Annotated in this window: 15 protein-coding genes; 12 read left to right on the top strand and 3 right to left on the bottom strand. The window is 62.9% G+C overall.

Features of this window, described 5'->3' with window-relative positions; genetic code table 11:
- Positions 1 to 141 precede the first annotated feature (141 nt).
- Both MJ643_RS17520 and MJ643_RS17515 read right to left on the bottom strand, forming a co-directional pair.
- Positions 142 to 1,155, bottom strand: a complete 1,014-nt coding sequence (locus tag MJ643_RS17520; protein WP_013973486.1) for a GNAT family N-acetyltransferase — start codon at positions 1,153 to 1,155, stop codon at positions 142 to 144.
- A 63-nt stretch (positions 1,156 to 1,218) separates the two neighbouring features.
- A complete protein-coding gene (locus MJ643_RS17515; protein ID WP_247726969.1) occupies positions 1,219 to 2,019 on the bottom strand; it encodes a transporter substrate-binding domain-containing protein in 801 nt (266 codons plus the stop codon).
- A 172-nt stretch (positions 2,020 to 2,191) separates the two neighbouring features.
- Here MJ643_RS17515 and MJ643_RS17510 point away from each other — a divergent pair, with 172 nt between their 5' ends.
- Positions 2,192 to 2,743 (top strand): exonuclease domain-containing protein, encoded by a 552-nt coding sequence (locus tag MJ643_RS17510; RefSeq protein WP_013973488.1) that lies wholly within the window; start codon positions 2,192 to 2,194, stop codon positions 2,741 to 2,743.
- Positions 2,744 to 2,817: 74 nt separating this feature from the next.
- Positions 2,818 to 3,102: a pyrimidine/purine nucleoside phosphorylase gene (locus MJ643_RS17505; protein ID WP_013973489.1), complete on the top strand. Its 285-nt coding sequence runs from the start codon at positions 2,818 to 2,820 to the stop codon at positions 3,100 to 3,102.
- A 112-nt stretch (positions 3,103 to 3,214) separates the two neighbouring features.
- Here MJ643_RS17505 and MJ643_RS17500 read toward each other — a convergent pair whose 3' ends face one another.
- Positions 3,215 to 3,907, bottom strand: a complete 693-nt coding sequence (locus MJ643_RS17500; protein ID WP_024087432.1) for an alpha/beta family hydrolase — start codon at positions 3,905 to 3,907, stop codon at positions 3,215 to 3,217.
- Positions 3,908 to 3,957: 50 nt separating this feature from the next.
- On the opposite strand from MJ643_RS17500, the gene ccoN (MJ643_RS17495) reads away from it, so the two are divergent.
- The 10 genes from ccoN (MJ643_RS17495) to MJ643_RS17450 all read left to right on the top strand — a co-directional run bounded on the left by ccoN (MJ643_RS17495) (position 3,958) and on the right by MJ643_RS17450 (position 13,106).
- Entirely contained in the window at positions 3,958 to 5,382 is a 1,425-nt protein-coding gene (gene ccoN, locus MJ643_RS17495; RefSeq protein ID WP_247726968.1) for a cytochrome-c oxidase, cbb3-type subunit I, read from the top strand.
- A 13-nt stretch (positions 5,383 to 5,395) separates the two neighbouring features.
- A complete protein-coding gene (ccoO, locus tag MJ643_RS17490) occupies positions 5,396 to 6,004 on the top strand; it encodes a cytochrome-c oxidase, cbb3-type subunit II (RefSeq protein WP_013973492.1) in 609 nt (202 codons plus the stop codon).
- Between the two features lie 5 nt (positions 6,005 to 6,009).
- Positions 6,010 to 6,204: a cbb3-type cytochrome c oxidase subunit 3 gene (locus MJ643_RS17485; protein WP_023661030.1), complete on the top strand. Its 195-nt coding sequence runs from the start codon at positions 6,010 to 6,012 to the stop codon at positions 6,202 to 6,204.
- Positions 6,201 to 7,142: a cytochrome-c oxidase, cbb3-type subunit III gene (gene ccoP, locus MJ643_RS17480; protein ID WP_013973494.1), complete on the top strand. Its 942-nt coding sequence runs from the start codon at positions 6,201 to 6,203 to the stop codon at positions 7,140 to 7,142. Before MJ643_RS17485 ends, ccoP (MJ643_RS17480) begins: the two co-directional genes overlap by 4 nt.
- 458 nt (positions 7,143 to 7,600) lie before the next feature.
- Positions 7,601 to 9,043, top strand: coding sequence for a cytochrome-c oxidase, cbb3-type subunit I (gene ccoN, locus MJ643_RS17475; protein ID WP_015271137.1), 1,443 nt, complete (start codon positions 7,601 to 7,603; stop codon positions 9,041 to 9,043).
- Positions 9,043 to 9,651, top strand: coding sequence for a cytochrome-c oxidase, cbb3-type subunit II (gene ccoO / locus MJ643_RS17470; RefSeq protein WP_013973496.1), 609 nt, complete (start codon positions 9,043 to 9,045; stop codon positions 9,649 to 9,651). Before ccoN (MJ643_RS17475) ends, ccoO (MJ643_RS17470) begins: the two co-directional genes overlap by 1 nt.
- Before the next feature lie 5 nt (positions 9,652 to 9,656).
- On the top strand, positions 9,657 to 9,854 hold the full coding sequence (locus tag MJ643_RS17465) for a CcoQ/FixQ family Cbb3-type cytochrome c oxidase assembly chaperone (protein WP_015271138.1): 198 nt from the start codon (positions 9,657 to 9,659) through the stop codon (positions 9,852 to 9,854).
- Positions 9,851 to 10,828, top strand: coding sequence for a cytochrome-c oxidase, cbb3-type subunit III (gene ccoP / locus MJ643_RS17460; protein WP_013973498.1), 978 nt, complete (start codon positions 9,851 to 9,853; stop codon positions 10,826 to 10,828). Before MJ643_RS17465 ends, ccoP (MJ643_RS17460) begins: the two co-directional genes overlap by 4 nt.
- Before the next feature lie 322 nt (positions 10,829 to 11,150).
- Positions 11,151 to 12,566 carry a cytochrome c oxidase accessory protein CcoG gene (ccoG, locus tag MJ643_RS17455; protein WP_015271140.1) on the top strand — a complete coding sequence of 472 codons (1,416 nt, stop codon included), beginning with the start codon at positions 11,151 to 11,153 and terminating at the stop codon, positions 12,564 to 12,566.
- 15 nt (positions 12,567 to 12,581) lie between these two features.
- Entirely contained in the window at positions 12,582 to 13,106 is a 525-nt protein-coding gene (locus tag MJ643_RS17450; protein WP_003259657.1) for a FixH family protein, read from the top strand.
- Positions 13,107 to 13,233: the final 127 nt, after the last annotated feature.

The following is a 13,233-nucleotide window of genomic DNA, read 5'->3' as shown; positions in this document are numbered from 1 at the left end:
CATTTAGTCCCACCACCCCTTCAAGTCTAACCATACAAGCGGGTTTACCCGCGAACACCGGCATAGCCGGTGCCATGCACCATGTCGCATTCTTCGCGGGTAAACCCGCTCCCACAGGGCCGCACAGCGGCCCCCTGGCACTCAAGCCAATTTACACTTATCGAAAAACCGTTCCCGCCCCAGAATCATCAACGCCGCACGCTTGTGCGGGAAGTCGAACTCCTTGTCGCAATGGAAGCACTGGTCGTGCATGTAGCCGATCATCTTGCCGTTGTCGGCACGCGGCTCGGCCACCACCCGCTGGGTGCGTGGGTCATCCAGGAACAGGTAGTGCACCAGCGCCGATAGCCAGCTGGCCACCTTGTGCGGCCCGCGGTGGCTCTCCTCCCCCACCAGCATGTGGATGCCACGGTCGTAGTCATCGGCCGGGTAGAACGGCGCAATGCGGTCCTCCTTGGCCCAGTACGCCTCGAAGTAGGCAAACGGCTGGTCATCGAAGCAACCGATCAGCGTCAGGGCATGCGGGTCGGCCTCGAGCTTGCCCAGGTATTCGCGATGCTGCGCAAGGGTTCCACCCTCCTGCCAGAACGTCTCCACCCGCGGGTTGTTCTGCCAGCGGTTGAAGCGCTCCAGGTCATGCTCGATCTCCAAGGTACGCAGCGATACCCAACTGCCCAGGCGCGTATCGAAGCGCCGGTACACCTCGCCACGAGGCTTGGGCGCGCGGCGGGGGTGGCGCTTGCCGTTGCTGATCTGCATCTGCTGTGGGTAGGCGACGCTGGCCGACTCGCCCAACCACGGCTGTGGCAGCTGCCAGAACAGCGCCCGCTCGCACAGGTATTGACCAGGCTGGTCGCCGGCCAGCAGCAGGCCACTGGTCAATGCCTGAGGCAACGGCTCAGGCAGGTGCCAGGCAAGACGCTGGCAGGCCGCATCGCGGGCCAGCAGCCAATAACAGGCGGCCCACAAGGCCACATAGGGGCGCTCGGGGCACAGCCGCTCGAGGTGGACATGCAGAGTAGCACCCATCTCCAGGCGCAACTGGATCAACGCGCGGCCTTCGAGGGAGAGGCTCAGCCAGCTGTCACCCTCCTCGGCACTGAGGCTGCGCCAGCGTGGCGCTGACTGGGGCTGTGATGCGGCATCGAACGGCATGGGCTTGACTCGCGGCAATGAAGAAAAGGCTCACTGCTGAGAACGTTGCCGCATCACGGGAATTTAGTCGCGCGGGGCCGCCACCGTGATCCGGTATGGCTCGAAGATACGCGCCAGCTCACCACTGTCGCGCAGGGCACGCAGCAGCGCCGCGAACGATTGTTCACCGATGGGTGCCCCCGGGCGTAGCAAGGCGTAGTGATGATAGACCTGGTCAATGCGCTGCGAGGGCATCAACTGCTCCCGACTGGCCGGGTTGCGCGCCAGGAAATCGCTGAGGTAGGAACGCGTGACCAAGGCGATGTCGGCGCGGCCGGCCTGCACCATCAGCAGGTTGCTGTCATGGGAATACGTCAGAGTCGCGTTGTAGGCGTTGCGCAGGTAGTCGGGGTCGGAGTTGAAGCCGGCGAACGCATAGTGGTAGCCGTTGAACAGCGCCAGGCGCTTGCCGCGCAGGTCGTCGAAGTAATGCGGGTCACGGCCATTGGCCTTGCGGGCGACGAACACCTCGGCATCTTCCAGGCCCATGTCCACGCTCTGGTGGGCAATATGCTGCCAGCCCCATGCCGGGTTCTCGAAAATGGCCATGTCGGTGCGGCCTTGCTGGAGGTCAGCAAAACGCCGCTGGATGGAGGTGGGCACCACGACGAAGTGGTAGCGCTGCTGCGCGCGATTGAGCGCGTCGACCAACTGCCGCAGCAAACCGCTGTCGGCGCCCTGCTCCGGGCGTACCGTGTACGGAGGGAAATGCGCAGCGCCAATCTTTACCTCGACGGCATCGGCAGCCCATGCCGGCGCCGCCAGCCAGAACACGGCTAGCAGCATCAGGGAAGACAGGGCCTTCAGGCCGGTCGCTGGAGTCAAGACGGACACTCATCACGGTTCATGCCGGGGTCCGCCTAAGCTAGGCGTTTTCCGGGCCGGACACAACTGCCGGTTAGTGGCACTTTGCGCCAAAGCTGCGGGCAAACTGCCAGGGGATGCCGGATGCCCGGAGTTTCGCTACGCTCTAGCAGGATCTGCAAGGGAGCCTGGTATGGGCCACTGGTTGGTGATCGACCTGGAAGCCACCACCGACGATGGTGGGTGGCCGGTCATAGAGATGGAAGTCATTGAAATCGGCGCAAGCCTGGTTACCCGCGATGGCCGCGAGGTCGACCACTTCCAGCGCTTCGTGAAGCCTCGGCGACGGCCGCAGCTGACCCCGTTCTGCCGTGAGCTGACCCACATCAGCCAGGCCAGCGTGGACAGTGCCGCGTCGTTCCGCGAGGTATGGGCAAGCTTCGAGCGCTGGCTCGGGCACCACCGCGGGCAGCTTCAGGCCTGGGTCAGCTGGGGCGACTACGACCGCCAGCAGTTGCACCAGGAGTGGCAGCAGCATGGGCTGGACAGCCTGCTGCGGACCCTGCCGCACATCAACCTCAAGCAACGCTTCGCCAAGGCCCGCCACCTGCAGCGCCCCGCTGGGCTGAACGGTGCACTGCAGCTGGCCGGCATGCACTTTTGCGGGCAGCAGCACCGGGCCCTGGAAGATGCGCGCAATACCGCGCGGCTGCTGCCGTTGAGCCTGCCGGCAGACGCTACCTGAAAGCAGATGACGGGGCCGGTGGGCTTGGGCATACTGGCCAGCCGTTTTTCATCCCCCCTTTTCAGGAGTCGCCCATGTTCCAGGTCAACGAGTACTTCAACGGCACCGTCAAGTCGATCGCATTCGCTGGCGAAGAAGGCCCGGCCACTGTCGGTGTGATGGCCCCGGGCGAATACGAATTCGGCACTGCCAAGCGCGAAATCATGCACGTGGTTTCGGGTGCGCTGACCGTGAAGCTGCCAGGTAGCGACAACTGGGAAACCTTCAATGCGGGCGACAAGTTCAACGTGCCGGCTGACAGCAAGTTCCAGCTGCAGGTGAAGGTGGATACCGCCTACCTGTGCGAGTACCGCGACTAAGCGTCAGTCTGGTCCGGCCTCTTCGCGGGTAAACCCGCTCCCACAGGTGCTGCACAAGTTTCAGACCTGTAGTGAACCTGTGGGAACGGGCAAGCCCGCGAAGAATCCAGCACTATTGCGACAGGAATGCCGCAACCTTCTCAGCCGCCGCCTGCAAGTGCTGCTCATGGCTGAACCCCGAGACCTTCAGCGGCTTCAGGTCATGGTCCCCCGCCACCAGCCAGCTCACCTCGATCGCCGGCGATAACGCATACCCTGCCACCGCCTCGCGGTTACCCAGTGCATCCCGCTCGCCCTGCACGATCAACGTCGGCGTCTTCAATTCGGCCAGGTGTTCGACCCGTGGCTTTTCCGGTTTGCCCACTGCATAGAACGGATAGCCCAGGCACACCAGTGCATCCGCTTCCAGTTCATCGGCCAGCAGGCTGGCCATGCGCCCGCCCATGGACTTGCCACCCACCGCCAACTTGCCCGCGACCAAAGGTCGCACCTGCCTGTACACCTCGCGCCAGCATTCCAGCAACACCTTCTGCGGGTTCGGCGGCCGCTTGCCGCCGGCAACCCTGCGCTCGGCCATGTACGGGAACTCGAAGCGCACTACCGCTACCCCAAGCGCCGCAAGCCTTTGCGCCATTTCGTCCATGAACCCGCTGTCCATCGGCGCACCTGCGCCATGGGCCAGGATCAGGCAGCCCTTGTAGCCGTCCTTGCCCCGAGCATGCGGGGGATCGCAGCGCAAGCCTGGGACATTTCCGACCTTCGCCCATTGATCCCCGTCAATACCGGCACTTTGCCCATTAATCATGCTTGCCTCGCTGTAAAGCCTGCCAAATAACCGTGGATGGGAACCCATACATGAACACAACCAGCAGTACCGCCTATAACTACAAGGTGGTCCGCCAATTCGCCATCATGACGGTGGTGTGGGGAATCGTCGGGATGGGGCTCGGCGTCTTCATCGCCGCCCAGCTCGCCTGGCCCTCCCTCAACTTCGACCTCCCCTGGACCAGCTTCGGCCGCCTGCGCCCCCTGCATACCAATGCGGTGATCTTCGCCTTCGGCGGCTGCGCGCTGTTCGCCACCTCCTATTATTCGGTGCAACGCACCTGCCAGACCACCCTGTTCGCACCGGGCCTGGCCGCGTTCACCTTCTGGGGCTGGCAACTGGTGATCCTGCTGGCGGCCATCAGCCTGCCGCTGGGCTACACCAGCTCCAAGGAATACGCCGAACTGGAATGGCCGATCGACATCCTGATCACCATCGTCTGGGTGAGCTACGCCATCGTGTTCTTCGGCACGCTGATGAAGCGCAACACCAAGCACATCTACGTCGGTAACTGGTTCTTCGGCGGCTTCATCCTCACCGTGGCGATGCTGCACGTCGTCAACAACCTGGAACTGCCGGTCAGCCTGACCAAGTCCTACTCGGTCTATGCCGGTGCCACCGATGCCATGGTGCAGTGGTGGTATGGCCACAACGCCGTGGGCTTCTTCCTGACCGCAGGCTTCCTGGGGATGATGTACTACTACGTGCCCAAGCAGGCCGAACGCCCGGTGTATTCCTATCGCCTGTCGATCGTGCACTTCTGGGCGCTGATCACCCTGTACATCTGGGCCGGCCCGCACCACCTGCACTACACCGCCCTGCCCGACTGGGCGCAGTCGCTGGGCATGGTGATGTCGCTGATCCTGCTGGCACCAAGCTGGGGCGGCATGATCAACGGCATGATGACCCTGTCCGGCGCCTGGCACAAACTGCGCAGCGACCCGATCCTGCGTTTCCTGGTGGTGTCGCTGGCGTTCTACGGCATGTCCACCTTCGAAGGCCCGATGATGGCCATCAAGACCGTGAACTCGCTGTCGCACTACACCGACTGGACCATCGGCCACGTGCACGCCGGCGCCCTCGGCTGGGTGGCGATGATCTCGATCGGCGCGCTGTACCACACCATCCCGAAAGTATTCGGCAAGGAGCGCATGTACAGCATCGGCCTGATCAACGCGCACTTCTGGCTGGCCACCATCGGCACCGTGCTGTACATCGCCTCGATGTGGGTCAACGGCATCGCCCAGGGCCTGATGTGGCGCGCGGTCAACAGCGACGGCACGCTCACCTACTCGTTCGTGGAAACCCTGGTGGCCAGCCACCCAGGCTTCATCGTGCGCTTCGTCGGCGGTGCGATCTTCCTCAGCGGCATGTTCCTGATGGCCTGGAACACCTGGCGCACCGTGCGTTCGCCGGCGCTCGATGTCGCCCCTGCGAACGCCCAGCTGGCTTGAGGAGACCTGCCTGATGAAACATGAAGTCATCGAGAAAAACGTCGGCCTGCTGGCCCTGCTGATGGTGTTCGCCGTCAGCATCGGCGGCCTGACCCAGATCGTCCCGTTGTTCTTCCAGGACGTCACCAACAAGCCGGTGGAAGGCATGAAGCCCTACACCGCGCTGCAGCTGGAAGGCCGCGATATCTACATCCGCGAAGGCTGCGTGGGCTGCCACTCGCAGATGATCCGCCCGTTCCGCGCCGAAACCGAGCGCTATGGCCACTACTCGGTGGCTGGTGAAAGCGTGTGGGACCATCCGTTCCTGTGGGGCTCCAAGCGCACCGGGCCGGACCTGGCCCGGGTCGGTGGCCGCTACTCGGACGACTGGCACCGTGCGCACCTGTACAACCCGCGCAACGTGGTACCGGAGTCGAAGATGCCGTCGTACCCATGGCTGGTCGCCCAGCAGGTCGACAACAGCCATACCGACACCAAGATGCGCACCCTGCGCACCCTGGGCGTGCCGTACACCGACGATGACATCGCCGGGGCCCGCGACGCGGTCAAGGGCAAGACCGAAATGGATGCCCTGGTCGCCTACCTGCAGGTGCTAGGCACCGCGATCAAGAACAAGAGGTGAATGCGATGGGAATGGACATCGGCATGATCCGCGGCCTGGGCACCCTGGTGGTGATGATCGCCTTCATCGGCCTCACCCTGTGGGTATTCAACCGCCGCCGCGACCGTGATTTCGCCGAAGCGCGCCTGCTGCCCTTCGTCGACGACCGCCTGCCCTCTGCCGGACAGGAACCTGCTGCAAAAAGGAGTAACGGGCAATGACCACCTTCTGGAGTACGTACATCTGCGTACTGACCATCGGTAGCCTGATTGGCCTGACCTGGCTGCTGCTCGCCACCCGCAAGGGCCAGAGCAACAACACCACCGACCAGACCATGGGCCACAGCTTCGACGGCATCGAGGAATACGACAACCCGCTGCCCAAGTGGTGGTTCTGGCTGTTCGTCGGCACCCTGGTGTTCTCGGTCGGCTACCTGATCCTCTATCCGGGCCTGGGCAACTGGAAGGGCATCCTGCCGGGCTATGAAAATGGCTGGACTGGCGCCAACGAATGGCAGAAGGAGATGGAGAAGGCTGACGCAAGATTCGGCCCGATCTTTGCCAAGTACGCCGCCATGCCCGTGGAAGAAGTGGCCAAGGACCCGCAGGCACTGAAGATGGGCAGCCGCCTGTTCGCCTCCAACTGCTCGGTTTGCCATGGCTCGGATGCCAAGGGTGCCTATGGTTTCCCCAACCTCACCGACAAAGACTGGCGCTGGGGCGGCGAAGCGGAAACCATCAAGGCGTCGATCATGAACGGTCGTCACGGCGTGATGCCGGCCTGGGCCGAAGTGATCGGCGAGCAGGGCGTGGCGGATGTGGCCGCGTTCGTGCTCACCAACCTCGATGGCCGCAGCCTGCCGGAAGGGGTCAAGGCTGACGCCGCCAAGGGCAAGGAGATCTTTGCCGGCAACTGCGTGGCCTGCCACGGACCTGAAGGCAAAGGCACCCCGGCCATGGGCGCACCAGACCTGACTCACCCGCAGGCGTTCATCTACGGTTCGAGCTTTGCCCAGCTGCAGCAGACCATTCGCTATGGTCGCCAGGGTCAGATGCCGGCGCAGGCGGAGATCCAGGGCAACGACAAGGTGCACCTGCTGGCGGCGTATGTGTATAGCCTGTCGCAGGATCAAGCTTCGCCAGACCTGACTGCCAAGTAACACCCATTCGCGGCGGTTCGGCGTCCCGACTCGCCCGCTCCCACAGGTTAACCACAGATTTCAAGCATTGTGGTGAACCTGTGGGAGCGGGCAAGCCCGCGAAGGGCTGCAAAGCAGCCCCTCTCCCCGCTCTACCCCTCCTTGCACCCCCTCCGAACACAACTAAGCTTGTTGCCTCAGTGGGCCTCGCTCCGAAAGGACCGAAGCAGACGCGGCGCGTAGCCTGTCGCCGTCCCGATAAAAAGCTTGACCGATCGATCAGAAAAAGGCGAAAAACGGTACACATTACAAATATTTATTTGTGTACAATCGTCCAGACCCGATCGCTGCGGGACATCAGTGAACGGGCTCGGGCACGGGTCGGCGTACCAAAGTTGCGTTGCGGTAACCCCGGTGGTTATCAATACTGGCGCCGATTTTTCGACCAACAAGAACATCAAAACCGTGGAACCTTAGCAATGAGCACAGCAATCAGTCCGACTGCTTATAACTATAAGGTCGTCCGCCAGTTCGCCATCATGACGGTGGTCTGGGGGATCCTTGGCATGGGCCTCGGCGTCTTCATCGCCTCGCAGCTGGTATGGCCGCAACTGAACCTGGACCTGCCCTGGACCAGCTTCGGCCGCCTGCGCCCGCTGCACACCAACCTGGTGATCTTCGCCTTCGGGGGCTGTGCGCTGTTCGGCACCAGCTACTACGTGGTGCAGCGCACCTGCCAGACCCGGCTGATCTCCGACAGCATGGCCGCCTTCACCTTCTGGGGTTGGCAGGCGGTGATCGTCGGGGCGCTGATCACCCTGCCGATGGGCTACACCACCACCAAGGAGTACGCCGAGCTCGAGTGGCCGCTGGCGATCCTGCTGGCCATCGTCTGGGTCACCTACGGGTTGGTGTTCTTCGGCACCATCGTCAAGCGCAAGACCAAGCATATCTATGTCGGCAACTGGTTCTACGGCGCCTTCATCGTGGTTACCGCGATGCTGCACATCGTCAACCACATCTCGCTGCCGGTAAGCCTGTTCAAGTCGTACTCGGCCTACTCCGGCGCCACCGACGCGATGATCCAGTGGTGGTACGGCCACAACGCCGTGGGCTTCTTCCTCACCACCGGCTTCCTGGGGATGATGTACTACTTCGTACCCAAGCAGGCCGAACGCCCGATCTACTCGTATCGCCTGTCTATCGTGCACTTCTGGGCACTGATCACCCTGTACATCTGGGCTGGCCCGCACCACCTGCACTACACCGCCCTGCCAGACTGGGCACAGTCGCTGGGCATGGTCATGTCGATCATCCTGCTGGCGCCAAGCTGGGGCGGCATGATCAACGGCATGATGACCCTGTCCGGTGCCTGGCACAAACTGCGCACCGACCCGATCCTTCGCTTCCTGGTGGTGTCGCTGGCGTTCTACGGCATGTCCACCTTCGAAGGCCCGATGATGGCCATCAAGACCGTGAACTCGCTGTCGCACTACACCGACTGGACCATCGGCCACGTGCACGCCGGCGCCCTCGGCTGGGTGGCGATGATCTCGATCGGCGCCGTGTACCACATGATCCCGCGCCTGTATGGCCGCGAGCAGATGCACAGCGTCGGCCTGATCAACGCGCACTTCTGGCTGGCCACCATCGGTACCGTGCTGTACATCGCCTCGATGTGGGTAAACGGCATCACCCAGGGCCTGATGTGGCGCGCCATCAACGACGACGGCACCCTCACCTACTCCTTCGTCGAAGCCCTGCAGGCCAGCCACCCTGGCTATATCGTCCGCGCCCTGGGCGGTGCGTTCTTCGCCACCGGCATGCTGCTGATGGCCTACAACGTGTTCCGTACCGTACGTGCCGCCAACCCGGCACAGGCTGAGGAAGCCGCCAAGATCGTCGTCGTGGGAGCGCACTGATGAAGCATGAAGCCGTCGAGAAGAACATAGGCCTGCTGGCCTTCTTCATGGTCATCGCCGTGAGCGTCGGTGGCCTGACCCAGATCGTCCCGCTGTTTTTCCAGGACGTCACCAACAAACCCGTGGAAGGCATGAAGCCGCGCACCGCGCTGGAGCTTGAAGGCCGCGATATCTACATCCGCGAAGGCTGCGTGGGCTGCCACTCGCAGATGATCCGCCCGTTCCGTGCCGAAACCGAGCGCTACGGCCATTACTCGGTGGCCGGCGAGAGCGTGTGGGACCACCCGTTCCTGTGGGGTTCCAAGCGTACCGGGCCGGACCTGGCGCGGGTCGGTGGCCGCTACTCCGATGACTGGCACCGTGCGCACCTGTACAACCCGCGCAACGTGGTACCGGAATCGAAGATGCCGTCGTACCCGTGGCTGGTCGAGCACAAGCTCGACGGCAAGGACACCGCGAAGAAGATGGAAGTGCTGCGCACCCTCGGCGTGCCATACACCGACGCTGACATCGCCGGGGCCCGCGACGCGGTCAAGGGCAAGACCGAAATGGACGCCATCGTCGCGTACCTGCAGGGTCTTGGCACCATCATCAAGAGCAAACGGTGACGCTGATGGATATCGGGATGATTCGCGGCCTGGGCACCGTCGTGGTGATGGTGGCCTTCGTGGGCCTGGCGCTGTGGGTGTTCAACCCACGGCGCAAGAAGGACTTCGACGAAGCGACCCAACTGCCCTTCGCGGATGACCCCGAGGCCTGCCGCCACGTCGAGCAAGAGCACGCAAAAGCTTCTGGGAGCAAAAAACAATGACAACCTTCTGGAGTCTGTACGTTACCGTCCTGACCCTGGGCACCATCTTCTCGTTGACCTGGCTGCTGCTGTCGACCCGCAAGGGCCAGCGCGAAGAGGTCACCGACGAAACCGTCGGGCATGCCTTCGATGGCATCGAGGAGTACGACAACCCACTGCCGAAATGGTGGTTCTGGCTGTTCGTCGGTACCATCATCTTCGCCCTCGGCTACCTGGTGCTGTACCCGGGCCTGGGCAACTGGAAAGGCGTCCTGCCAGGCTACTCATACCTGGATAACGACAAGCAGACCGAGTTTTCCAACGGCCAGCCGGGCTGGACCGGCGTGCACGAGTGGGAAAAGGAAATGGCCAAGGCCGACGCCCGCTTCGGGCCGATCTTCGCCAAGTTCGCCGCCATGCCCATCACCGAGGTGGCCAAGGACCCGCAGGCCCTGAAGATGGGCGCGCGGCTGTTCGCCTCCAACTGCTCGGTGTGCCACGGTTCCGACGCCAAGGGTGCCTTCGGCTTCCCTAACCTCACCGACAACGACTGGCGCTGGGGCGGCGAGCCAGACACCATCAAGACCACCATCATGGGCGGTCGCCACGGCGTGATGCCGGCCTGGGCCGAGGTGATCGGTGACCAGGGCGTGGCCGATGTGGCCGCGTTCGTGGTCAGCAAGCTCGATGGCCGCACCCTGCCAGAGGGCGTGAAGGCCGATGCCGAGAACGGGCAGAAGATCTTCGCCGCCAACTGCGTGGCCTGCCACGGCCCCGAGGGCAAGGGCACGCCAGCCATGGGCGCGCCGAACCTGACCCATCCGCAGGCGTTCATCTACGGCTCGAGCTTTGCCCAGTTGCAACAGACCATCCGCTACGGTCGCCAGGGGCAGATGCCGGCCCAGGAGCAGCTGCAAGGGAATGACAAGGTGCACTTGCTGGCGGCTTATGTGTACAGCCTGTCGCAGCAGGCCGAACCGGCCAAGGCCGAGTAAGGCAGGCCCGGCCTCTTCGCGGGTAAACCCGCTCCCACAGGTACTGCGCTCGCGTCAGGATCTGTGCGATCCCTGTGGGAGCGGGTTCACCCGCGAAGAGGCCGGTACTGAAAACACATTTGTTGCAGGCCCCATGACTTGGATCAATTGACACCTGCCATAACACGATTCATACCACGAACCCAACGCGACTAAAGGTCGCAGTGCAGCCCCATACTGCCATCAGCGGCGTATCATGGGCCGCAGAGCGCTAGCAGATTGCGCGAGACTGCGGCCGGCATGCACTGGCTGCGGCACTTCTCCACTGCCGTGGGACTTGATGATGAGCAAGCAAATTCCGGTACATGACGTCACCCCGCCTGCCAACAAAGGGAAGGATTCCGTCGACCTCTACGCCTCCCGGGAAAAGATCTACACCCGCGCTTTCACCGGCCTGTTCCGACGCCTGCGCATGGTCGGCGGGGCTGTGCTGTTCCTGCTGTACTTCGGCACGGTGTGGTTGAACTGGGGCGGCCACCAGGCCGTGTGGTGGAACCTGCCCGAACGCAAGTTCTACATCTTCGGCGCCACCATCTGGCCGCAAGACTTCATATTGCTCTCGGGCATTCTCATCGTGGCCGCCTTCGGCCTGTTCTTCATCACCGTGTTCGCCGGCCGGGTATGGTGCGGCTACACCTGCCCGCAAAGCGTGTGGACATGGATTTTCATGTGGTGCGAGAAGGTCACCGAGGGCGACCGCAACCAGCGCATGAAGCTCGACAAAGCCCCCATGAGCGGCAACAAGTTCCTGCGCAAGTTCGCCAAGCACAGCCTGTGGCTGCTGATCGGTTTCGTCACCGGCATGACCTTCGTCGGCTATTTCTCGCCGATCCGTGAACTGGCCATCGAATTCTTTACCGGCCAGGCCGACGGCTGGGCCTACTTCTGGGTCGGCTTCTTCACCCTCGCCACCTACGGCAACGCCGGCTGGCTGCGCGAGCAGGTGTGTGTGTACATGTGCCCCTACGCGCGCTTCCAGAGCGTGATGTTCGACAAAGACACGCTGATCGTTTCCTACGACCCGCGTCGTGGCGAAACCCGCGGCCCGCGCAAAAAGGACCTGGACTACAAGGCCGCGGGCCTGGGCGACTGCATCGACTGCACCATGTGCGTGCAGGTCTGCCCCACCGGCATCGATATCCGTGACGGCCTGCAGATCGAGTGCATCGGCTGCGCCGCGTGCATCGATGCCTGTGACAACATCATGGACAAGATGAATTACCCAAGGGGGCTGATCAGCTACACCACCGAGCACAACCTGTCCGGGCAGAAGACCCACATGCTGCGCCCGCGCCTGATCGGCTATGCCGTGGTACTGCTGGTGATGATGGTCGGCCTGGCCACCGCCTTCGCCACCCGTTCGCTGGTCGGTTTCGACGTCAGCAAGGACCGCGTGCTGTACCGCGAGAACGCCCAGGGCCGGATCGAGAACGTGTATAGCCTGAAGGTGATGAACAAGGACCAGCGTGACCACGTCTACGTGCTGGACGCCACCGGCCTGCCGGACCTGAAGCTTGAAGGCCAGCGCGAGATCCGCGTGGACGCTGGTGATATCGTCAGCCTGCCGGTGCAGCTGTCGATCGCGCCCGAGAAACTGCCATCGACCACCAACGAAATTACCTTCATCCTCAAGAGCGCCGATGACAGCGACGCCCAGGTTGAAGCCAAGAGCCGCTTCATCGGCCCACAGATCCGCTAAGAGAGATAACCCACAATGCCTGCCACCGCCGCCAGCCCCTGGTACAAGCACCTCTGGCCCTGGATCATCATCGGCATTCTCGCCACCTCGGTGTGCCTGAGCCTGACCATGGTCAGCATCGCCGTGCACAACCCGGACAACCTGGTGAACGACAACTACTACGAGGCTGGCAAGGGCATCAACCGCTCGCTGGACCGAGAACTGCTGGCGCAGACGCTGGGCCTGAAGGCCGGCGTGCACCTGGACGAGCTGACCGGCGAAGTGGACGTGCGCCTGACCGGCAACAGCGACCCGCAGAGCCTGGAGCTGAACCTGATCTCGCCAACCCAGCCGGAGAAAGACCGCAAGGTGCTGTTGAGCCGGGTCGAGGCTGGGCGCTATGTAGGGCAGCTGGAGGACAAGGTTGACGGGCGGCGCTTCGTTGAGCTGCTGGGTAGTGAAGGTGGCCAGGTTTGGCGCTTGTTCGAGGAAGAAAAGGTCGAGCATGGTGTGACCTTGCAGCTGGGTGATGAAGCACTGCAAGGTGCCGAGCACCAATAATCGCACCTCCGCCGCTCCTTGTACTTGTAGGAGCAGGTTTACCCGCGAATGCGTCTAACCTGAAAACATCATTGCCTGATCTGACGCATTCGCGGGTGAACCCGCTCCCACAGGTGCTGTGCCCAAC

This window comes from Pseudomonas sp. PNPG3 (genome assembly GCF_023093815.1).
Taxonomy (GTDB): domain Bacteria; phylum Pseudomonadota; class Gammaproteobacteria; order Pseudomonadales; family Pseudomonadaceae; genus Aquipseudomonas; species Aquipseudomonas asiatica.
Note: the sequence above shows the minus strand (reverse complement) of the source record. Positions and strands in the feature narration are given on the sequence as shown.